Consider the following 20,799-nt stretch of genomic DNA (forward strand, 5'->3'; position numbering starts at 1 on the left):
CCCTGGCTGCTCCCGGCAGCGCCGAAGCTCGTCGGGCGAGCGCTCTCAACCGCGATGGCAGCCGGGCGGGCATGCACCGGCTCGAGGTGGCATCGTTGGGACCCGGTGACGCAGCGTGCGCCGCCGCGTGTGCGAATGTGATCGACCGACTACCTTTTCGCGCACTATTGCTCATAGACTGCGCACCGTGAAGCGAGAGGCAGCGGTCGGCATCGACGTCGGCGGCACGCGGACCAAGTCGGTCCTCGTGACCCCCGACGGTGAGGTCCTCACCGAATCCGTCGTCCCGACCCCCGAGAGTGTCGGCGACCGGCTGGGCGAGCTGGCGGCCAAGACCCTCGTGCAGCTGCGGGCGGACGCCGGTGCCGAGGTGGAGCTGCTCGCCGTGGGCGTGGCGGTGCCCGGTCTCGTCGACGAGGCGGCCGGGCTCGGCGTCTGGTCGGCCAACCTCGGTTGGCGCGACCTCGACCTGCAGGCGGCCGTCGCCGCGCACGTCGAGGTGCCCGTCGCCATCGGACACGACGTGCGTGCCGGGCTCCTCGCCGAGCACCGGCTCGGGGCGGCGCGCGAGGCCGACAACGTCCTGTTCCTCCCGCTCGGCACCGGGCTGGCCAGTGCCATCCTGTGCCGTGGCCGGCTCGTCACGGGTGGCCCGTGGACCGGCGAGATCGGGCACATCGTCGTGCAGCCCGGCGGCCCGCTCTGCGGCTGCGGCCAGCACGGCTGCCTCGAGGCTCTCTCGAGCGCCGGTGCCATCGGCCGCCGCTGGTCCGAGGCCACCGGCCTGGTCGGGGACGCCGCCGAGGTGGCCCGCCGTGCCGAGGCCGGCGAACCGCAGGCGCGACGCGTCTGGCAGGAGGCCGTCGACGCGCTGGCCATCATGGTCGCGCCGGTCGTGGCGGCGGTCGGCTCGGAGCTCGTGCTCGTCGGAGGTGGACTGGTCCGCGCCGGGGAGAGCCTCCTCGGTCCGCTCCGCACCGCCCTGACGCTTCGGCTCGGCGGTCGCACGGACGTCGCCGTCGAGGCCGCAGCACTCGGGGACCGGGCCGGGTCCCTCGGTGCCGCCACGATCGCCCTCGACCTCGTCGGCCGATGATCCTCACCCTCACCCCGAACCCGGCGGCCGACGTCACCTACGGCGTCGACGCGGTGCACCTCGGCGAGTCACACCGCGTCCACGACGTCACCGAGCGCGCCGGGGGCAAGGGCGTCAACGTCGCCTCGGTGCTCACCACCCTCGGCGAGCACGCCGTCGCCGTGGCACCCGTCGGAACGGCCGAGCTGGCCGCCTGGGCGGCCGACCTCACGGCCCGCGGCATCAGCCACCGACTCATCGAGTCCCCCTCTGCGACAAGACGGTCCATCGCCGTGGTCGAAGGAGATGCACGGACCACGCTCTTCAACGAGGCCGGCCACGAGCAGCCGGCGTCCGTCTGGACGCACGTCGCCGAGGCACTGGCGGCGCTCGCCGGGCAGGCCGAGGTGCTCGCCGTATCGGGCAGCCTTCCCGCCGGGGCGCCCGAGGACCTCGTGGCCCGCTTCGTCACCGAGGCACGCCGTCGTGGCCTCCACACGGTCGTCGACTGCGGCGGCGCCGCCCTGACCGCCGCGCTGGCGGCGCGCCCGACCCTCGTCAAGGTCAACCGCACCGAGGCCGCGTCCGCCCTCGGGCTGGGCGTCGAGGCGGACGCGCGAGAGATGGCCCGCATGCTCGCCGACGAGGGAGCCGGCGCGGCGGTCGTCACCGACGGTGCGGCTGGCCTCGACCTCGTCACCGGCGCCGTGGCGCTGCACGCGCGCCTGCGGGAGCCCTTGAGCGGCAACCCGACCGGCGCCGGCGACGCGATGACCGCCGCTCTCGCCGTGGACCTGCGCGACGCGTCGGGGCTGCCGGCGGCTGCAGAGGCCTGGGCCGACGTCCTGTGCCGCGCCGTGGCCTGGTCGGCCGCCGCCGTCCTCCAGCCCGTCGCCGGCCTCGTCGACCCCGACGACGTCGACCGCCTGACCCAGTCCGTCGAGATCGAGGAGAGCCGCGCATGAGCCGCAGCGACCTCACGAGCGTCCTCGCGGACGCCCGTGCCGAGGGGCGCGCCGTCGCGGCCTTCAACGTCATCCAGCTCGAGCACGCCGAGGCGTACGCCACGGCCGCCGAGCGGGTCGGGCTCCCCGTCGTCATGCAGATCTCGGAGAACTGCGTGCGCTACCACGGCTCCCTCGGACCGATCGCCCGCGCGACGCTCGCGATCGCGGATGCGTGCGCCCAGCCGGTCGTCGTGCACCTCGACCATGCGGAAGACACGAGCCTCGTCGAGGAGGCGGTCCGGCTCGGCCTGACGTCGGTGATGTACGACGGCTCCCGGCTGCCCGACGACGCCAACCGCGCCGAGACGGCCCGCGTCGTCGCGCTGTGCCACGCCGCCGGCATCGGCGTCGAGGCCGAGCTCGGCGAGGTCGGCGGCAAGGACGGCGTCCACGCGCCCGGGGTGCGCACCGACCCGGCAGACGCGGCCCGGTTCGTCGCCGACACCGGCGTCGACGCGCTCGCGGTGGCCGTCGGCAGCTCGCACGCGATGACCGACCGGACGGCTCGGCTCGACACGGATCTCGTTGCAGCCCTGCGGGACTCGGTGCCCGTGCCGTTGGTGCTCCACGGCTCATCGGGCGTGCCGGACGACGGTCTGGTCGCTGCGGTCAGGGCCGGGATGACCAAGGTCAACATCGCGACGCACCTCAACCAGGTGTTCACCTGCGCGATGACCGAGCGCCTCGAGGCGACCGGGAGCGTCGACACCCGTGTCTACCTGGGCGCCGCACGCGCCGCCGTCACCGACGAGGCCGCCCGACTCCTCAACCTCCTCGCCCTCCGCTGAGCCCGTTTCGCGCGCTTCGGTCAGAAGCGCGCGAAACGGTGACGGGGGCGCGGACGCGGGTCGTTGCGGCGCGCCAAACGCGGACCGGGAGGGGCCGCGGGTGGTTCCGGCGCGCGAACCTGGGCTCGCGCGCGCGAAACTTCCCGCGCCTCGGCCGAGTTTCGCGCGCTCCGTTCAGAAGCGCGCGAAACGCCCGGCCGCCGAGGGTCAGGAGAGGACGATGCTGCGGGTGAGGTTCCGCGGTGCGTCGGGGTCGAGGCCGGCGGCGTCGGCCTTGGCCAGGCACAGGCGGTGCAGGCGGACGAGGTCGGCGAGTGCGTCGACGTCGCGGTGCTCGAAGTGGGCCCCCGTGCCGCGGACCTCCTCGGCCAGGCCGGCGGGCACGTCACCGAAGGCCCACACGGCGCGCCCGGGGGCGGCGATGCTGACCGGACCGTGGCGGTACTCCATGGCCGGGTAGGACTCGGACCAGAACTGGGCCGACTCGCGCAGCTTGAGGGCAGCCTCGTTGGCGATCCCGTTGGTCCAGCCACGGCCGAGGAAGGTCACCTGCTCGGTGAGCGCGAGGGCGCCCACGGCGTCGGCGGCGTCCTCGGCGAGCACGGCACGGGCTTGGGCGATGGCCTCGCCGAGGTTCTCCCCCAGCGAGGCGCGCAACAGGGCGAGGGTCGTCGTCGCGAACCGCGTCTGCACGACCGACTGCTCGTCGACGTCGTCGAGCAGGATCGTCGCCTCGGAGCGGTCGGCCACCGGCGTCTCGGGGGTCGCCACGATCGACACGTGCGGCGTGCCCTCGGCGCGCAGCGCCTCGATCACCTCCACGACCTCCGTCGTCGTGCCGGAGCGGCTGATGATGACGACGCGGTCGTAGCCGCGGGACAGGCGGTGCTCGGAGGCCGCGTACGCGTCGGTCGGGCCCTGGCCCAGCTCCTCGCGGCGGGCGGCGAAGGCCTGGCCCATGAACCACGACGTGCCGCAGCCGATGGTGGCGACGCGTTCGCCGGGCTGCGGCAGGTGGTGGGCCACCGCGTCGAGGCGGGAGACGACGCGGGCCCAGTCGTCGGGCTGGGTGGCGATCTCGCGGGCGAGGTGCGTGGTCTGCGGCATGGGCGCTCCGTCGGGTCGGGCGAGCCGCGCACCGAGCACGCGGCCACATCTGATTGTGTCTGCTCGAAACGAAGCGTAATCGCGCAAAGATGGTCATGTCCATTGCACGATCTGCGCGGTATCGTCAGCGCGTGACCGAAGAGAACGACCTCGCCCGCAACCGTGCCAGCCGTTGGTCGATCATGCTCGACCGTCTTGCCACGGCCGGTCGCCTGGGCGTCGGCGAGGCCGCCGAGCTGCTCGGGGTCAGCGAGGCGACGATCCGCCGCGACTTCTCCGAGCTGGCCAAGCGCCAGCTCGTCGCGCGCAACCACGGCGGCGTCGTCGCGACGAGCGTCGCCTACGAGCTGCCGTACCGCTACCGGAGCACCCGCGCCGACGACGACCGCGCCCGCGTCGCCGAGGCCGCGGCCGCGCTCGTCGGGGCCGGCCAGGTCGTCGGCCTCAACGGTGGTACGACGACGACGGCCACCGCCCGAGCGATCACGGCCCGCGACGACCTCGTCGACGCCGACGGTGAGGTCACCATCGTGACCAACGCGCTCAACATCGCGTCCGAGGCGGTGCTGCGCCCGCACGTGCAGTGCGTCTCGCTCGGCGGCGTCGCGCGTCCGGAGTCCTACGAAGTGACCGGACCGCTCGCCCAGCTCGTCCTCGGCCAGCTGTGGCTCGACGTCGCCATCGTCGGGGTCAACGGCCTGTCCGCGCGCGAGGGCGCGACGTGCCGGCACGAGGAGGAGGCGGCGATCGTGCGCGCGATGATCGAGCGCAGCAAGCGCGTCATCTGCGTCGCCACGGGCGACAAGCTCGGGGTGCGCACCTTCGCCTCGATCTGTCCTGCCGAGCGCATCGACCACCTCGTCACTACCGTGGGCGCTGACCGGGCGGAGGTCGACGCACTCCGCGAGGCGGGCGTCGACGTCCACGAGGTCTAGGCGCAGGCATCTCCCTGGGATGCTCGATTGTGATCGAATGATTGCGCATGTAGTCAGTTTCGCTCTTGCCAACTGCACACTTGCGCGCCTAAATTGTTCGACACCTCGAGGAGAGGGTGGCCGGGTGGTCCGACATCGGACCCCGTGACCCGGCCCGGACCAAGGAGAGACATGAGCTCGACGAAGAAGACTGTGGTCGTCGCGGGTCTGGCCATCGCAGGCCTCGCCCTCGGCGCGTGCGGCGGGGGCACCGGCGCCGGCTCGGCCGGCGGCGGCACCGGGGGCAGTGGCGGTGGGCAGGAGACCAAGACGATCAAGCTCGTCGCGGCGGAGTACTCCAAGGACCACACGAAGGCCTTCTGGGACGCCTTCGCCAAGACGTACAAGGAGAAGACGGGCTACACGCTCGAGGTCCAGGTCGTCAGCTGGGACAACATCGACCAGCAGTCCTCGACGATGATCCAGAACAACCAGGCCCCCGACATCCTCAACCTCAACGCGTACGCCAGCTACGCCAAGGACGGCCTGCTCTACAGCTCCGACGAGGTCCTGCCGGCCGCCACCAAGAGCGACATCCTCGACACGTTCGTCAAGTACGGCACGTACGACGGCAAGTTCTACGGCTTCCCCGACCTCAGCAGCGCCCGCGCGTTCTTCTACAACAAGACGCTCTTCAAGCAGGCCGGCATCAACGAGCCGCCGAAGACGTGGGACGAGCTCGAGGCCGACGCCAAGAAGATCGCCGCCACCGGCAACGTCGGGTACGCGCTGCCGCTCGGTCCCGAGGAGGCCCAGGGCGAGTTCTCGATGTGGCTGTTCAACAACGGCGGGGACTGGAAGACCGACGGCAAGTGGACGATCAACTCGGACAAGAACGTCCAGACGCTGACGTTCCTCAAGAAGCTCGCCGACGAGAAGGTCACCCAGAACAACCCGGCCCGCACCAACCGCGCCGACGCGTTCGACCTCTTCAAGTCCGGCAAGGCCGGCATGGTCATCGGCTTCAGCCCGCTCGCGGCCGACCTCGACAAGGACGCCAAGGTCGACTACGGCGTGGCGCCGTTCCCGACCAACGACGGCTCGGAGAGCAAGACCTTCGGCGTCACGGACTACCTCATGGCGTTCAAGAAGCCGGGCAACCAGAACGCCGTCAAGGCCTTCTACGAGCTGTACTACCAGCCCGACCAGGTCAACACCTTCATCAAGGCCGAGGGGTTCCTGCCCGTCACGAAGAGCGGCGTGCAGCAGTTCTCCGGTGACGAGAAGCTCAAGGTCTACCTCGACACCCTGCCCAACGCCCGCCTGACGCCGACCGACGACCCGACGTGGGACAAGGTCAAGCTCGCCGTCCAGCAGAACCTCGGCAAGGCGATGAGCGGCGACCCGAAGGCCGTCCTCGACGACCTGCAGAAGACCGCCGAAAACGGCGGCTGAGGGGCGCGCCTCGCATGACCTCCCCCACCACGTCGACGCCGGACCCCGCCCTGTCGGCGGGGTCCGGCGCCGGCTCCCCCTCCGCGCCGGCCGCGTCCGGGGGTGCGGACGCGGCCCGCCGCCGGCGTCGTCCCCGCGCCGGCCGCATCGGCCAGGTCCACCCCCTCGTCGCGCTGCTCTGGCTGCTGCCGGCGCTCGTGCTCATCCTCGGCGTCGTGCTCTACCCGGCGATCAAGCTCTTCCAGGCCTCGCAGGGCGAGTACTCGATCACCGGCCTGCGCAAGGGCGACGCCGGGTGGAACAACTACGCCAAGGTGCTCCAGCACGCCGACCTCGGCACGGTGCTGACCAACACCGTCATCTGGGTCGTGTCGGTCGTCGCGGTGACCATCGTGCTGAGCCTGGCCCTCGCGCAGTTCCTCGTGAAGCAGTTCCCGGGCCGACGCTTCGTGCGCTGGGCGATCATCATCCCGTGGGCGGCCTCGCTCATCATCACGAGCCAGCTGTTCGTCCTGCTCTACGACTACAACTACGGGATCATCAACCACGTCCTGCTCTCGCTGCACCTCATCGGACAGCCGATCGACTTCCTCGGCGACGACAGCTGGACGATGTTCTCGATGGTCGTCGTCGGCGTCTTCGTGTCGATGCCGTTCACCATTTTCGTCTTCATCGCCGGACTCGGCGCGGTGCCCGACGACGTGCTCGAGGCGGCGACGGTCGACGGGGCCAGCCCGTGGCAGCGGTACTGGAACATCACCCTGCCGCTGCTGCGCCCGGCGCTGATGATCGCGACGGTGCTCAACGTCATCTACGTGTTCAACAGCTTCCCCATCATCTACACGCTCAACGACCGCAACCCGGGCTACCTCCACGACACGACGATCACGTTCATGTACAAGCTGGCCTTCAAGAGCCAGGAGAAGGACGTGGGCATGTCGGCCGCGGCGGGCATCTTCAACGTCCTGCTCATCCTCGTCGTCGTGGCCGTGTACCTGAAGATCATCAACTGGCGAGAGGAGACGAGCCGATGACGGCCACCACCGTGCCCGCGGCTCCTGTCGCGGGAACCCCGGCGTCGCAAGGCGGTTCGCAGCCCACCCCGCGGGATCCCAAGCGCCGCAAGCGCGCCGGCATGGCGGTCGGGGGCGCGCTCGTCGCCCTCGTCTTCCTCGCGCCGTACCTCGTCATGGTGCTGGACTCGCTGCGCACGAGCACCGACGTCAAGAGCACGCCGCCGTCGTTCCTGCCTCGGGTGTGGCAGTGGGACACCTACGCCCAGGTGCTCGGGGACGACCGGTTCCTCAACTGGCTCAAGACCTCGCTCATTGTCGCGAGCGGCTCGACGGTCATCGTCATCCTCGTGGCGATCCCGGCGGCGTTCATGACGGCCCGGCACCGGTTCCCCGGCCGTGGGGCGTTCCTGCTGCTCGTCCTCGTGACGCAGATGTTCGCGCCCACTTCGCTCGTCGTCGGCCTCTACCGGCAGTTCTTCGAGCTCAACATGATCAACACGTACGGGGCGCTCATCATCACGAACGCCGCGTTCAACCTCGCCTTCGCGATCTGGATCCTGCACGGCTTCTTCGCCTCGATCCCGCTCGAGGTCGAGGAGGCCGCCGCGCTCGACGGCGCGAACCGGTGGGCGGTGCTGCGCCGCGTCATGCTGCCGCTGACGCTGCCCGGGCTCGTCACGGCGACGATCTTCACGTTCATCGCCGCGTGGAACGAGTACGTCGTCGCGCTGACCCTGATGATCGACGACGACCGCAAGCCGCTGACGGTCGGCATGCGGGCTTACATCACCGGCTACGAGCAGCACTGGGACCAGCTGTTCGCCGCGTCGGTCATAGCCGTGGTGCCCGTCGTCATCCTCTTCGCGGTCATCGAGAAGCACCTCGTCGGCGGCCTGACGGCGGGCAGCGTCAAGTAGCCGGCACGTCGTCGAACGGACGTCGTCGGCCCGGTCCCGCTCAGATCCAGCCGGGCGGGACCGGCACGACGACGCCGACGACGTCGGGAAGGCTCCCGACGCGTCCGAGGTCGACGACGGGGCCCTGCGACGCCCGGGCCCCGATCTCGCGGCACTCGACCGGCGTGCACCACGCCGGGAGGCGGCCGTCCTGGGCCTGGCGCACCGCCATCCGCAGCGTGCCGGCCATGATCGCGCCCGCGCGGGTCGAGTGCTGCGACGGGTCCTGGTAGACGACGACCGTCGGGCGCGTGCCGTCGGTCCGGACGCGGGTCGCGGTGTCGGCGATGGCGGCGTACTGCGCGCGGGTGGCCTGGTGCTCCCCGACGTCGGTGCGCCACGCCTGCACCCCGCCCACGGCGAGGACGGCGAGCGCCGCGGTGGCGACGCGGTCGACGGGCAACCAGCGTCCCCGGGGCAGCCCGACGTGGAGGACCCGCCGACCGTCGAGCAGCAGGGCCACGGGCAGCAGCGCGACGAGCCACGTCCACAGCTGGCCCCGGGCCTCGGTGACGATGCCGGTCAGGAGCGTCTGGGCGGCGTCCATCGTCGCGACGACGGCCAGCCCGACGAGCAGACGCGCCAGCCGTGGCCGGACGGCCGGGTCGCGCCAGCCGAGCACGACGGCGACGGTGCCGGCGGCGGCGGCCCACCACTGCGGCGCCCAGAGCGCGACGGTCGCCTCCGCCCAGCGCGACGCGTTGATGTGGAGCGCCTGCAGCGAGGTGAGCGGGTCGGGGTGGCGCCACGCGGCGACCTGGAGCCCGAAGTGGCCGAACGCGAACCAGTTGAGCGTGTACACGACCCCCACCGCGAGGGCGAAGGCCGCGACCCAGCCGGCGAGGAGCGCGAGGACGCCGCGCCACGGCGCCTGGCGCAGCAGCACGACGGCCAGCAGGAGGAGCACGGCCCCGACCGGTGGGTACGACAGCACGGCCGCGACCTCCACGAGGAGCAGCCACGCGCCGAGCCCGACGCGAGAGCGGGCCGCCCACGGCAGCGTCCAGGCACCGGCCGCCGCGACGAGGACGGACGGCGTCAGCGTGCCCGGCCAGTAGACCAGCTGCGTCCAGACGGCCGAGGCGAAGACGGCCAGCCCGAGGAGCGCGTCGACGACGGGCGTGGGCCGGATGCCCGCCCGGTGCAGGATGCGCCAGAGGCCGGCGACGAGGACCGCGTAGCCGGCGACGTAGGTGAGCGACGCCGTGGTGGGCGTGCCGTACTGGCCGACGAGGTGCCACCAGACGGTGTTGAGCCAGCGCCCCTCGGTGAGCTCATGGGCCGAGGCCGAGGGGACGCCCGTCGTGCCGGCGGGGACGAGGAAGGGCCAGTCGTCCTTGCGGATGAACGGGGTGACCGCCTGGCTGAGGCCCTCGGTCAGGACGAGCGCGACGCTGACGACCGCGGGCACGAGGAGGGCGCGGGGGACGCGCCGGCCCCGACGAACGGCGGTCGGGGGACTCGCGAGGGCTCTGTCGGCTCGCTGCGCTGCAGGGGGCTCCGGGACCTCCGGCGCCTCCGGGACGTCAGGGACTTCGGGGGCTGCGGCGGCCGCAGGGGCCTCGGGTGTCGCGTCCGGGGCAAAGGTCTGGGAGGTCATCGTCGGGTACGTCCGTCGGGGGCAGTGGGGCGCGGGCGGTCGCGCCCGTGACCTCTCGACGATAGGCGCGGACGGTGGCCACGGACGGGGTCTCCGGCGAACCCGCAGGGACTTCGCAGCAGCCTCCCCGCGGACGCCGTCACCCCGTGAGTCGTCTGTGGCGTCGCTGACGAGCGGCTGTGGGCGCGCTGGGTGCCCTGCTGCGACAAAGGGGGTGAATCGCCTTGCGACCGTAGTCGCTTCCCCCGGACCGTCGGTGCTTCACAGCCAGCCGGGCGGCGTCGGCACGACGACACCGACGACGTCGGTGGGCTGCCCGAAGTCGTCGACGAGGCGGACGACCGATCCGGGTGCGTATCCGACGAGGTCGGCGCACTCGGGACCACTGCACCACCGTGGCAGGAGGCCGCCCTGGTCCTGGCGCACCGCCATGAACATGGTGCTGGCCATGAGCCGCCCGTCGCGGGAGTCCTTGACGTCCGGGTCCTGGTAGACGACCACCGTCGGCGCCACGGCCCCGGGCTCGTGGTGGGTGGCCCGCTCGGCGATGGCGGCGTACTGCTGGCGCGTCGCCTGGTGCGCGCCGATGTCCCCGCGCCACGCGAGCACGCCGGCGACGGCGAGGAACGCGAGCAGGACGGTCGCCACGAGCTCGAGGGGCCGGACACGTGGGACACGTCGGACGCGTCGGTCCGGTCTGTCGTCTCGGGCTCGGTCGCCGCGGGGTCCTTCCCCTCGGGTTCGGTCGCGACCGGGTCGGTCCCGGCCGGCGAGCAGAAGGGCGACGGGCAGCACCGCGACCAGCCACGTCCACAGCTGGCCGCGCGCCTCGGTGACGGTGCCGGTCGCGAGCGTCTGTGCGGCGTCGATGCCCGACGCGACCGCGAAGGGGATGAGGAGGCGCTGCAGGCGCGGCCGGATGCGGGCGTCGCGCCAGCCGACGACGCCGGCGACGAGGCCCACGAGCGCGACCCACCACTGGGCGGACCAGAGAGCACCGGCGGCGTCCAGCCAGCGTCGCGTGTTCTCGCCGAAGGCGTCGAGCGAGGTCAGCGGGTTGGGCTTTCGCCAGGCGGCGAGCTCGAGGCCGAAGTGCTGGTTGACGACCCAGTTGAGCGTGTACGCGACGGCGATGCCCAGGGCGAACGACCCCACCCATGCACAGGCCACCGCGAGGACGCGGTGCCAGGCCGCGGCGCGCAGGAGCACGACGGCGAGGACGAGGAGGACGACTCCGATCGGCGGGTAGGTGAGGACGGCCGCGACCTCGCTCAGGACGAGCCAGAGCCCGAGGCGGAGGCGGGAGGTCGCTGCCCCGGGCAGCAGCCAGACCGACGCGGCGCCGACGATGACCGACGGTGTCAGTGCCCCGGGCCAGTAGAGCAGCTGCACCCAGACGACCGAGGCGAACAGGGTGAGGCCGAGGAGCATGTCGACCACGGGGCGGGGCCGCACGCCGGAGAGGTGGAGCACCCGCCAGGCGCCCGCGACGAAGAGGGCGTACCCGACGGCGTAGGTGAGCGCCGCGGTCGTGGGCGTGCCGTGCTGGCCGACGAGCCACCACCACCCGGTGTTGAGCCAGCGGCCCTCGCTGATGTTGTAGTAGGACGGCGGGACGGCACCGGGCGAGTGGTCCGGCAGCAGGAAGGTCCAGTCGTCCTGGCGGATGAACGGGGTGACCGCCTGGGCCACACCCCGCGTGAGCAGGAACGCGACGGCGATCGTCACCGGGACGAGGGCGCGACGCCTCGGTGGCCGGCTCAGGACGCGCCCCCGCCTGACGGCGGGGGCGAGGGTCTGCGTCGTCATGGTCGGGCCGCTCCCGGGAGTCCGGTTGCCACGGGGGTCGGTCCCGTGACCTGCCACCTCACGTACCCAGAGTCCGCCGGAACCACCTGCTTGCGCCCACGAGGACCGGTTCAGGCCGCCCGGCAGGAGGCGCAGCAAGCGGACCTGACGAGCGGACGGAGGCGTGGTGTCCTGGCGCTGCTGGGCGCGCTCGTGCCGTGGACGCTCACAGCCACGCGGGTGGCGTCGGCACGACGACGCCGACGACGCCGACGACGGCGGGCGCACCGTCGGACCCCGGGAGGGGGACGACCGACCCGGGTGGCTGCGTGGCGAGCCGCGTGCACTCGTCGCCGCGGCACGGCCGGGGCATGATCCCCTGCTCGACGCGCAGCGCCATCGTGAAGGTGCTGAGGGTGAGCCGGCCGTTGCGGGAGTCGGCGACGACCGGGTCCTGGTAGAGCACGACCGTCGCCGGGCCCTCCTGCTCCTGCTCGGCGGTCTGTTCGGCGGCCTGTTCGGCGACGGCCGAGAAGGTCATCCGGGTGGCCTGGTGCTCACCGATGTCGGCGCGCCAGGCGAGCACGCCGCAGACGGCGAGGATGGCGAGCAACAGGGTCGCGACGTGGTCGGTGAGCCGGCCGGCGGCGGCCGTGGTGCCAGTGATGGCAGGGGTGGCAGCGGCATGTGTCGCCGGCCGAGGCGTGACGAGCAGGAGAGCGACAGGCAGCACCCCGAACAGCCACGTCCACAGCTGGCCGCGCCCCTCCGTGACGACGCCGGTGCCGATCGTCTGCGCGGCGTCGATGCCGACCGCGACGGCGAAGGCGACGAGCAGGCGCTGGAGGCGTCTGCGCACGGCAACCTCGCGCCAGCCGACGGCGATGGCGGCGAGGCCGACGAGGGCGACCCACCACTGGGCGGACCAGAGCAGCCCGAGCGTCCCGATCCAGCGACCGGTGTTGTCGAGGAGGGCATCGACGGAGGTGAGCGGGTTCTCGTGGCGCCATGCGGCCAGACGCAGGCCGAAGTGCTGGTTGACCACCCAGTTGAGCGTGTAGGTGGTGAGGACGCCAACACCGAACGACGCGATCCACGCCCCGACGACGCCGAGCACTCGGCCCCACGGGGCGTCGCGCTGGACGAGGACGGCGAACACGAGCAGCAGGACGCCGATCGGCGGGTAGGTGAGGACGGCGGCGATGCCGCTGAGCAGGAGCCAGAGGCCGAGCCGGCGGCGTGAGCGGGCGGCCCACGGCAGCAGCCACAACCCGCCGGCCCCGACGATGATCGAGGGCGTCAGGGCGCCCGGCCAGTAGAGCAGCTGCACCCAGACGCTCGACGCGAACAGGGCGAGGCCGAGCAGCGCGTCGACGGCGAGGCCGGGGCGGACTCCGGTGAGGTGCAGCAGCCGCCACATGCCGGCGACGACGACCGCGTAGCCGATGGCATAGGTGAGCGCTGCGGTCGTGGGGGTGCCATGCTGGCCGACGAGCCACCACCACGCGGTGTTGAGCCAGCGACCCTCGCTGATGTTGTAGTACGACGGCGGGACGACGTCCGTGGTGTTGTCGGGGAGCAGGAACGTCCAGTCGTCCTGGCGGATGAACGGCGTGACCGCCTGCGCGATGCCCCGGGTCAGCAGGAACGCGACCGCCACGGTCACCGGCACGAGCACGCGACGACGCGAGGCGGTGGTGCGGATGCGGGACGGCCAGCCGGTGTCGGTCGGAGCGATGGTCTGCGTCGTCATCCTGTCGGCCCGCCCATGCACGCGAGGATCCCACGAACCGCGCCGGGACACGGACGCGGCGCCGCCACCCGGGACGCGGAAGGTGACGCGTCCAGCGGGCGTCTTCCGTCCGGAACCGGTGCGACGATGCGGACATGGGCACCGCGGCAGAGGCGAGGGTGACGTGGGCGCAGGCGCTGGGGTGGCGGCTGGAGCGGCACCTGCTGGACCCGGTCGGACCCGCGTCGGCGGCTGACGTCGTGCGCCGGCTCGGCGCGGTGCTGTCGATGGACGAGGCGCTCGCCGACGTCGCCGTCGGCACCCGCAGCACCAGGGCGCGTCCGGGCGACCTGGCGAAGGCCGTGGCGGAGGGGTCGGTGATCAAGGCGTTCGCGTTCCGCGGGTCGATGCACTACCTCTCGACCGAGGAGGGCGGCATCTACCTCGCGCTCCGGTCGGCCGGGCGGCAGTGGGAGCTGCCGAGCTGGGTGGAGTACTACCGGCTCGAGCCGTCGGACTGGCCGGCCTTCCGGGCGGCGGTGCGGGAGGCGCTGAGCGACGGCCCGCTGACCATCGCCGAGCTCGGGGCGGCGCTGACCCGACGCCCCGCGTACCGGCACCTGAAGGAGGTTTTCGAGGAGGGTGCCGGCACGCTGGTCAAGCCGCTGACCTGGCAGGGCGACATGAGCTTCGGCCCACCCCGCGACGGACAGCACACCTTCCAGCGCCTCGACACCAACCCTCGGTGGGGAGGCCTGCCGGACCTCGACGACGCAGGCCCACGCGCGGTCATCGCATACCTGCAGACGTACGGCCCGGCGACCCTCGACCACGTCCACTACTGGCTCGGCAACGGCCTGAGTGCGGGCCGCAGGCGGCTCGACCGGTGGATCGCAGGTCTCGGCGACCGGCTGGTCCCCGTCGACGTCGAGGGCACGCCCGCGTACGTCGTGCGCGAGGACCTCGGCTCGTTGGCAGCCGCGCGGCCTTCGGAGGCGGTGCGGTTCCTGCCGGGCCATGACCAGTGGGTGATGGGTCCCGGCACCGGGGACGTCCGGGTCACGCCGCCGCATCTGCGGGACGCCATGACGCGCAAGGCGAACCCCGTGGTCGTCGGTGGTGTCGTGAGCGGGACGTGGAGCCGCAAGGGCGACGCGCTCGTCGTCACCTGGCCCGGCGAGCGGCGGCCGTCCCGGGCGCGTCTCGAGCAGGGGGCCGCCCGGCTTGCCGGCGTCCTCGGCACGGACCTGGAGGTGAGGGTCGTCGCGTCGCCCGCTCCCGACGCGCCCGTCCCGCGCGGCCGGATGCGGTGACGACCGGGCCCGTCGGACCGTGGGTTGCAGGTTGCCGGGGGTCCGCGCATCGTGGAGGACACACCGTTGCCCAGCCCAGGAGACGACCCATGAGCGCCACCCCGAACGACCCCGACGTCGAGCAGACCGAGCGCGAGGAGGCTCCGGAGCAGGAGGCCGCCGGCGTCGAGATCGGTCGCACCGAGGGTGAAGGCAGCACCTTCGAGCCGGAGGAGGACCCGGAGGGCCACGCGAGCTCGTCGCCGTGAACCCTGACCTTCCCCTCGCTCGCGCCTAGACTGCGAGACGGGGATCGCGGCGATTGTCGTTGGAGGCGCCATGCCCGCCGAGCGTGCCGACCAGGTGGCCACCTTCTGTCCGATGTGCGTCTCACGCTGCGGCGCGACGGCCACCGTCGTCGACGGTCGGCTCACCGCGATCGGGCCCGACCCGGCTCATCCCACCGGTCGGGCGGTCTGCGTGAAGGGCAAGGCCGCGCCCCACATCCTCGAGCATCCCGACCGGCTGCTCCATCCGCTTCGTCGGACCCGTCCCAAGGGAGCGACGGACCCGGGGTGGGAGCAGATCAGCTGGGACGAGGCGCTGGGAGCGATCGCCGACAGGCTGGGGACGATCGCCGCGGAGAGCGGCCCGGAGGCGGTGGTGTTCGGGTCGGCCTCGCCGTCCACGTCGGCCCTCAGCGACTCGGTGGACTGGGTCACGCGGCTGCGCCGGGCCTTCGGCACCCCGAACTTCGTCTGCTCGATGGAACTGTGCGGCTGGGGCCGGTTCCTGGCATCGACCTACACCTTCGGCGCACCGGTCCCCGGGGCGTTCATGCCCGACCTCGACGACGCCGGCTGCATCCTCTTCTGGGGCTACAACCCGTCGGTCTCCCGCCTCGTGCACGCCACGGCGACCGTCGACGCGGTGAACCGTGGCGCCCGGCTCGTCGTCGTGGACCCGCGGCGCACGGGGCTCGCCAGCAAGGCGGAGCACTGGCTCCAGGTCCGGCCCGGCACCGATGCGGCGCTCGCGCTCGGGTTGACCCACGTCATGCTCGAGCAGGGCTGGTACGACGAGGAGTTCGTGCGTCAGTGGACCAACGCTCCGCTGCTGGTCCGCCTCGACACCGGTCGGCTGCTCGTCGCCGACGAGCTGGCCCGTCCGACCGGCGGGGCCGGGTTCGTGGCCTGGGACCGCTCGGGCTCCGGACCCGTCGTCTACGACCCGACCTTGCGGGCGTACGGGACCGAGGTGTCACGGCTCGCCCTGGCAGGCACCGTCGAGGTCGACACGGTCGACGGGCCGGTCCCCTGCCGTCCGGTTCTCGAGCACCTGCGCGTGCACTGTGAGGCGATGACGCCGGAGGCGACCGAGGCGGTGACCGGTGTGTCCGCCGATGCCGTCGTGGCCACCGCCCGCACGTTGTGGAGCTCGCGCCCCGTGGCGTTCTACAGCTGGAGCGGCGTCGAGCAGCACGCCAACACCACGCAGATGATCCGCGGCATCAACGTCCTCTACGCGCTGACCGGGTGCCTCGACGCCCCCGGTGGCAACGTGCTGTTCACGCCGGTGCCGACCAACCCCGTCGACGGGCCCGAGCTGCTCGGCACGGAGCAGCGTGCCCGGGCCATCGGGCTGGACCACCGGCCGCTCGGCCCCGCGCGGTTCGAGTTCGTCACCGGCGAGGACTTCTACACCGCAGCCCTGGAGCACCGGCCCTACCGGGCGAGGGCCCTGGTCAACTTCGGCGCCAACCTCGTCATGGCACACGGGGACAGCGGCCGGGTGCGGGGGGCCCTGGCATCACTGGACTTCTTCGTGCACGCCGACCTCTTCCCCGGCCCCACCGCCGACCTGGCCGACATCGTCCTGCCCGTGGCAAGCCCCTTCGAGTCCGAGGCACTGCGGGTCGGTTTCGAGGTCAGCCAGCGCGCCCAGTCGCACGTCCAGCTGCGGCGCCCCGTCGTCGCGCCACGGGGCGAGGCGCGGTCGGACCTGCAGATCGTCTTCGCCCTCGCCGACCGCCTCGGCCTGGGTGAGCACTTCTGGGGCGGCGACCTCGAGGCCGCCTGGCGACACCAGCTCGCCCCCAGCGGCATCACGCTCGAGGCCCTGCGCGCCCAGCCCCGGGGCATCACCCTGGACCTGCCGACCGCATACCGCAAGCACGAAGCCCACGGCTTCCGGACGCCGACGGGTCTGGTGGAGCTGTACTCGCAGAGCCTGGCGCAGCACGGCCAACCGGCGCTGCCCACGTTCGTCGAACCTCCGCTCAGTCCTCGGTCCCGACCGGACCTCACGGCCACGTACCCCCTGGTCCTCACCAACGCGAAGTCCCTGCGCTACTGCGAGTCCCAGCACCGCCAGATCGCCGAGCTGCGTCGGGCCGCTCCCGACCCGCAGGTCGAGGTGCACCCCGACACCGCCGCGGCCCGCGGCATCGAGGCCGGCGACTGGGTGCGCATCACCACGCCGAACGGGACGGTCACGGCCCGAGCCAGGCTCAACGCCGGCCTCGACCCCGGAGTGGTGTGCGCCCAGCACGGCTGGTCACAGGGGTGCGACGCCCTCGACCTGCCGCACGCCGACCCCTTCGAGATGGGCGGCGTCAACCTCAACCTGGTCCTGCGGCAGTCGCCCAGCGACCCCGTCAGCGGCAGCTCGCCGCTGCGCGCGTCCCTCTGCGACCTCGCGCCCGCCTCGCCGCTCGAGCCTTCCTGAGACCGAACCGCCCCGACACTGCGGCGGGCGCTGCCCGCCGGCCGGTCACCCGTCGGGGCGTTGCCTCCGTCGTCGGACGAACTCCTCCACGGTGGCCACCTCGGGATGGAGGGTCCGGGTGTCCGCCGGGTCGACGTGCACCTCGTTCGTCGCCAGCCATCGCCACATCCGGGTCAGGTCAGGGCCGACGAACCGCTGGAACAGCCACACCGGCATCGGTACTCGCCGGGGGTTCCGACCGGTCACCCGACGCCAGAGCGCGCGGCACTCGGCCAGTGTTCGGATGTCCCCGGCCAGCGGAAGGTCTGCGCCGACGTACGTGGCCGGGTCGGCGAACGTCCGCGCCGCGATGGCACCCACGTCCTGCGCCGACAGCCACGGGATCGGGCGGTCCTCACCGACCAGCCGTGGCATCAGCTGCCACGCCGCCACGGGCGGGTAGAGGTCCCGGTCGGTCATCAGCTCCATGAACGCCATGGGTCGCAGCACCGTCAGCGGCAGTCCCTGGCTGCGGGCGTAGCCGGCCACCTCGAGCTTCACGTCCCACGCCGCGACGCCGCTGCCCGGCGTCCCGGGGCCGGCCGAACCGTAGACGAGGTGGGACACCCCGCCGGCCACGGCCGCGTCGACGACGTTCCTGCCCTGGGCGGCCTCGCCGTCCGCGCCGCTGATCATGGGGTTCTGCACGCTGAAGACGCCGTGGACGCCGGTGCAGGCGCGGCGGACGGCGTCGGGGTCGGACAGGTCGGCGCCGACCACGTCCACGCCGAGGCCGGCCAGCTCGCGCGCGGCAGCCGAGTCCGGTGACCGGGTGATGCCCCGTACCCGCCACCTCTCGGAGAGGAGCCGACGCGCGACGGCCCCGCCCTGCCGACCCGTTGCCCCCGTGACGACGATGACCTGCTCGTCGCGCGCCATGGTCCCTCCTCCCTGCACCGTTGGCTCCAGTGTGCCGCGGAACCGCCCGCCCGCGGGCCCCGGAACGGCGGCCTCCGGGAGTTCCGGCCCCGGCATCCGGCGCGCATACTGGGGGCAATGACACCCTCACCTGCACACCCGCGTCCCCGTCACGCCAGCAGCCCCTTCCAGCCTGACCCGGAGCCGACGGTCGAGGAGTTCGGTCTCGACGACCGGGTCTCGCACGACTCCTACGGGTTGGGTCGGGTCGTGAGCATCGACGCCGGCGGGGCGACCGTCGTCTTCGGCAGCCGGACGATCCGGATCAAGACGCCCTTCCGCAAGATGACCAAGCTCTAGGCGGGCCAGCCCCGCGCAGCGATGTACCAGGCGGCCGACGTCAGCACGACGACGACGAGGAGCGCGAAGAGCAGGCCGCCGGCCACGGGCAGGAACCACCCGGGTGCGCGCTTCGAGCGAACCGCCACCGCCTTGACCACCAGCGCCCCGATGACGACGCAGCCGAGCACGCCGTGCACGAGCGTCCGCATCGGCACGGGCTCTCCGCTCGCGAAGGTCCCGGTCTCCAGGCCCAGCGCCCACAGACAGTGGTAGGCCACGACGACGATGAGCACGACGGCAACCGCGCCCGAGACCCGGTGTGCCGTTCCGAGCCAGGAAGGCGCCCGGACGCCGAGCCGGCCGTACATCCAGAGCGCTCCGACGAGCTGGAGCACGGCGAGCACCCCGATGACCACGGACAGCACGACCTTCATGTCGACGACCGTTCGGAAGCCGAACGTCGTCGTGCCGGCGAGGGTCGGGTCGTGCACCTTGCCGAACACCCCGACGAGCAGGGCAACGACGGCCCCGGTGGCGAACCCGGCCAGGGGGACGGCGGTGCTCCTCGACGGCGTGGTGTCTGCCATGGCGTCAGGATGCTCCTGCGCCGGCTCGTGCGGGAGCGGAACGCCGGAACGCCCGCCCGACGACCCGCGTGTGGCGTCGGACCGGTCACCAGCCGCCGCGGTGCACCACCTCGTCGAAGGGACGCCGGTCCGGCCGTTCGATGACGGCCAACGGCTTGTCCGACGGGTAGCCGACGGCCAGCAGGTAGGCGAGGAACCGCCCGTCGGGAAAGCCGAGGACGGCCCTGGCCTGGTCCTGGTCGACGGCGGCAGCATGGCCCGTGCCGACGCCCAGGTCGGCCGCGGCGACGGCCATCGCATACGTGGCCTGGCCGAGGTCGTACTGGAGCAGGGCCGACTGTCGGTCGTCCTGCGGCTCCGGCGCGACGATCGCGATCGCGGCCGCCGCACCGGCGACGTGCCTGGCGCCCTGCCAGACCTTCGCCAGCTCGACGAGCTGCGCCCTGTCGGTGACGAGCACGAAGTCCCACGGCTGCCAGTTGCCCGCCGACGGGGCGCGTCGCCCAGCATCGAGGATGCGGTCGAGCGCCTCGTCGGGAACGCGCTGCTCGGTGAACTGCCGTACGTTCCGCCGCGCCCGCAGGGCGTCCCACGTCTCCACGGTCACATCGTGCGCCTCCGGTGCCGGGTGTCGCCACCTCGGTTCGTGGTCGTCACGAAAAGACGGACGTGGACCGACGCGCTTTTCGGGGTAAGGCCAACAGTGACCTTCTGCGAGGCCCGCACCAGCGTCCGGACACGCACGCGGCGTCCGGACGGGCCGGCTGCTTCGCAGGACGGGCCTCAACCAGAGCAAGGGCGCCGGAGGGCGCCGGGATGGAGCACCTGATGAGCGATTCGGATCTGCCCCCCGTCTCGAAGGAAGAGCTTGCCGCGGAGACGGGTGCGGCGTTGCCTGACAAGGAGGTCATGTCGCTGCTCGACCTCAACGCCGACCTCAACCTGGCGCTGGACGTGGCGGCGCCGATCGACCTGGCCGTGGCGGCCAACGCCAACGTCGCCGCGCCGATCGCGGGTGCCGTCGGCGCCAACGTCCTGTCGGTCGGCTCCACGGACGCCGCCCTGGCGCACCAGGCGGTCACCATCGACCAGGGCCTGACCGGGTCGGCGATCGCGGACGCACCGCAGCACAGCGACATCCAGCAGACCACGCCCGACACGTCGACGGCGCCCGCCCCGAGCACGACGCCGGACGCCGGCACGACCACGGGCACCACGGGCACCACGGGCACCACGGCGGACACGACGCCGTCCTCGGTGCTCAGTGGCAACCTGCTCAACATCGACGTGAACGCCGCCGCAGACGCCAAGCTCACCGCTCCGCTCGACGGCGCCGTGGCGGCCAACGCCAACGTCGCTGCGCCGATCGACGCGTCCGTGTCGGCCAACATCGGCTCGGTGGACTCGCAGGCCGTCTCGGTCGCCGACCAGAGCGGCACCATCACCCAGCACCTGGACGGCACCGCGCAGGCCACGGCTGACCAGACCTCGTCGATCAAGCAGTAGCCAGGTCCCT

The 20,799-nt window shown here is 72.6% G+C and carries 19 protein-coding genes; 12 read left to right on the plus strand and 7 right to left on the minus strand.

The genetic code is table 11. The annotated features are described in order from the left end of the window. Positions 1-187 precede the first annotated feature (187 nt). From AC1VM9_RS08365 to AC1VM9_RS08375, 3 genes are read left to right on the plus strand one after another with little or no spacing between them, the layout of a single operon-like run. Complete coding sequence (locus tag AC1VM9_RS08365; RefSeq protein WP_481347372.1) at positions 188-1,096, plus strand: ROK family protein; 909 nt, start codon at positions 188-190, stop codon at positions 1,094-1,096. Beyond that, positions 1,093-2,040: a 1-phosphofructokinase family hexose kinase gene (locus AC1VM9_RS08370; protein ID WP_481347371.1), complete on the plus strand. Its 948-nt coding sequence runs from the start codon at positions 1,093-1,095 to the stop codon at positions 2,038-2,040. Before AC1VM9_RS08365 ends, AC1VM9_RS08370 begins: the two co-directional genes overlap by 4 nt. Beyond that, on the plus strand, positions 2,037-2,870 hold the full coding sequence (locus tag AC1VM9_RS08375; protein ID WP_481347370.1) for a class II fructose-bisphosphate aldolase: 834 nt from the start codon (positions 2,037-2,039) through the stop codon (positions 2,868-2,870). Before AC1VM9_RS08370 ends, AC1VM9_RS08375 begins: the two co-directional genes overlap by 4 nt. Positions 2,871-3,077: 207 nt before the next feature. Here AC1VM9_RS08375 and AC1VM9_RS08380 read toward each other — a convergent pair whose 3' ends face one another. Then, positions 3,078-3,977: an SIS domain-containing protein gene (locus tag AC1VM9_RS08380; RefSeq protein WP_481342916.1), complete on the minus strand. Its 900-nt coding sequence runs from the start codon at positions 3,975-3,977 to the stop codon at positions 3,078-3,080. Between the two features lie 131 nt (positions 3,978-4,108). Here AC1VM9_RS08380 and AC1VM9_RS08385 point away from each other — a divergent pair, with 131 nt between their 5' ends. The 4 genes from AC1VM9_RS08385 (at position 4,109) to AC1VM9_RS08400 (ending at position 8,279) form a co-directional block, all read left to right on the plus strand. Continuing rightward, positions 4,109-4,912 (plus strand): DeoR/GlpR family DNA-binding transcription regulator, encoded by an 804-nt coding sequence (locus AC1VM9_RS08385; RefSeq protein WP_481342917.1) that lies wholly within the window; start codon positions 4,109-4,111, stop codon positions 4,910-4,912. 171 nt (positions 4,913-5,083) lie between these two features. Beyond that, a complete protein-coding gene (locus tag AC1VM9_RS08390; protein WP_481346873.1) occupies positions 5,084-6,346 on the plus strand; it encodes an extracellular solute-binding protein in 1,263 nt (420 codons plus the stop codon). 14 nt (positions 6,347-6,360) lie between these two features. Further along, positions 6,361-7,380 (plus strand): carbohydrate ABC transporter permease, encoded by a 1,020-nt coding sequence (locus tag AC1VM9_RS08395; protein ID WP_481346874.1) that lies wholly within the window; start codon positions 6,361-6,363, stop codon positions 7,378-7,380. After that, a complete protein-coding gene (locus AC1VM9_RS08400; RefSeq protein ID WP_481346876.1) occupies positions 7,377-8,279 on the plus strand; it encodes a carbohydrate ABC transporter permease in 903 nt (300 codons plus the stop codon). Before AC1VM9_RS08395 ends, AC1VM9_RS08400 begins: the two co-directional genes overlap by 4 nt. 40 nt (positions 8,280-8,319) lie before the next feature. Here AC1VM9_RS08400 and AC1VM9_RS08405 read toward each other — a convergent pair whose 3' ends face one another. The 3 genes from AC1VM9_RS08405 to AC1VM9_RS08415 form a co-directional block, all read right to left on the minus strand. After that, positions 8,320-9,918, minus strand: a complete 1,599-nt coding sequence (locus tag AC1VM9_RS08405; RefSeq protein ID WP_483122302.1) for a hypothetical protein — start codon at positions 9,916-9,918, stop codon at positions 8,320-8,322. A 261-nt stretch (positions 9,919-10,179) separates the two neighbouring features. Then, positions 10,180-11,727: a hypothetical protein gene (locus AC1VM9_RS08410; RefSeq protein ID WP_481346878.1), complete on the minus strand. Its 1,548-nt coding sequence runs from the start codon at positions 11,725-11,727 to the stop codon at positions 10,180-10,182. A 205-nt stretch (positions 11,728-11,932) separates the two neighbouring features. Continuing rightward, positions 11,933-13,459, minus strand: coding sequence for a hypothetical protein (locus tag AC1VM9_RS08415; RefSeq protein ID WP_481346879.1), 1,527 nt, complete (start codon positions 13,457-13,459; stop codon positions 11,933-11,935). Positions 13,460-13,593: 134 nt separating this feature from the next. Here AC1VM9_RS08415 and AC1VM9_RS08420 point away from each other — a divergent pair, with 134 nt between their 5' ends. The 3 genes from AC1VM9_RS08420 (at position 13,594) to AC1VM9_RS08430 (ending at position 17,457) form a co-directional block, all read left to right on the plus strand. Then, positions 13,594-14,751 carry a DNA glycosylase AlkZ-like family protein gene (locus AC1VM9_RS08420; RefSeq protein WP_481346880.1) on the plus strand — a complete coding sequence of 386 codons (1,158 nt, stop codon included), beginning with the start codon at positions 13,594-13,596 and terminating at the stop codon, positions 14,749-14,751. 89 nt (positions 14,752-14,840) lie between these two features. Next, a complete protein-coding gene (locus AC1VM9_RS08425) occupies positions 14,841-14,999 on the plus strand; it encodes a hypothetical protein (RefSeq protein WP_481342925.1) in 159 nt (52 codons plus the stop codon). Positions 15,000-15,069: 70 nt separating this feature from the next. Beyond that, on the plus strand, positions 15,070-17,457 hold the full coding sequence (locus tag AC1VM9_RS08430) for a molybdopterin-containing oxidoreductase family protein (protein WP_481347402.1): 2,388 nt from the start codon (positions 15,070-15,072) through the stop codon (positions 17,455-17,457). A 45-nt stretch (positions 17,458-17,502) separates the two neighbouring features. Here the strand turns inward: AC1VM9_RS08430 and AC1VM9_RS08435 are convergent, their stop codons facing one another. Beyond that, a complete protein-coding gene (locus tag AC1VM9_RS08435; protein ID WP_483122305.1) occupies positions 17,503-18,375 on the minus strand; it encodes an NmrA/HSCARG family protein in 873 nt (290 codons plus the stop codon). A gap of 117 nt (positions 18,376-18,492) precedes the next feature. On the opposite strand from AC1VM9_RS08435, the gene AC1VM9_RS08440 reads away from it, so the two are divergent. Further along, positions 18,493-18,714 carry a hypothetical protein gene (locus tag AC1VM9_RS08440; protein WP_481347404.1) on the plus strand — a complete coding sequence of 74 codons (222 nt, stop codon included), beginning with the start codon at positions 18,493-18,495 and terminating at the stop codon, positions 18,712-18,714. Here AC1VM9_RS08440 and AC1VM9_RS08445 read toward each other — a convergent pair. Together AC1VM9_RS08445 and AC1VM9_RS08450 are read right to left on the minus strand one after the other, a co-directional pair. Further along, complete coding sequence (locus AC1VM9_RS08445) at positions 18,711-19,283, minus strand: DUF6529 family protein (protein ID WP_481340936.1); 573 nt, start codon at positions 19,281-19,283, stop codon at positions 18,711-18,713. The two genes, AC1VM9_RS08440 and AC1VM9_RS08445, sit on opposite strands and share 4 nt — an antisense overlap. Before the next feature lie 85 nt (positions 19,284-19,368). Continuing rightward, positions 19,369-19,884 carry a nitroreductase family protein gene (locus AC1VM9_RS08450; protein ID WP_483122307.1) on the minus strand — a complete coding sequence of 172 codons (516 nt, stop codon included), beginning with the start codon at positions 19,882-19,884 and terminating at the stop codon, positions 19,369-19,371. Between the two features lie 227 nt (positions 19,885-20,111). On the opposite strand from AC1VM9_RS08450, the gene AC1VM9_RS08455 reads away from it, so the two are divergent. After that, positions 20,112-20,789, plus strand: a complete 678-nt coding sequence (locus AC1VM9_RS08455; protein WP_481347442.1) for a peptidoglycan-binding protein — start codon at positions 20,112-20,114, stop codon at positions 20,787-20,789. Positions 20,790-20,799: the final 10 nt, after the last annotated feature.

The organism is Monashia sp. HAY1-11D (assembly GCF_056868035.1).